Source organism: Paenibacillus sp. 2TAB26, from assembly GCF_052115145.1.
Taxonomy (GTDB): Bacteria; Bacillota; Bacilli; order Paenibacillales; family Paenibacillaceae; genus Pristimantibacillus.
On the sequence record NZ_JBFRGC010000081.1, the window covers coordinates 1 to 589 of the forward strand.

At 40.7% G+C, this 589-nt stretch carries 1 protein-coding gene; it reads right to left on the reverse strand.

The features are described from left to right. The coding region (locus tag AB4Z50_RS35905; RefSeq protein WP_441887269.1) for a hypothetical protein at nucleotides 1–589 on the reverse strand (589 nt) is incomplete at both ends.

Sequence of the window (589 nt, forward strand, 5' to 3'; positions counted from 1 at the left end):
TTTCCATAAGTCTGTCGGGAGAATCAGGAGTAATTGACATTTCTTTGGTGTTATTAACCAAATGGTAAGTCCCCAGAATGTCATGTGAATCTTCGTCTCTGGAGGGTAGAGGCCTGCTAGTTTCTATGATTTGCTTCGCTTCTTCGATTTCGAATCTAGTACCCTCTATAAAATTAGAAAAGTATGCTTCAAAAAAAGCAAAATTACGAAAGGCCAGCTGAGTTGTATTTCTTTCGGGTAGATTAACAAACTCCCGTTGTTGCAGCTCTACAAAAAGCTTTTCAAACAGTGCGATCCTTACAGGATCATAAGGATGACCAAACGCTCTTGCAATAGCTAGAGGAGATCTTAAAATACTGGATGGTTTCGTGGTCAGAATAGCACCGACTAATTTATTAAGCTTCTCGAATTCTTTTTGCATCCCCAATTCTTCGCTGATATGACGTGCCTGATCACGGAATTCGTTAAGCCCTTGTTCACCACGGCTCCTTGCAATATTATCCAATCGTTCTTCTAATTCAGGTATGGTTAATGTTTTAGATTTGGGGCCGGGCTTACGTGATTCCTGAAGATTCTCTAAGAATGCCCG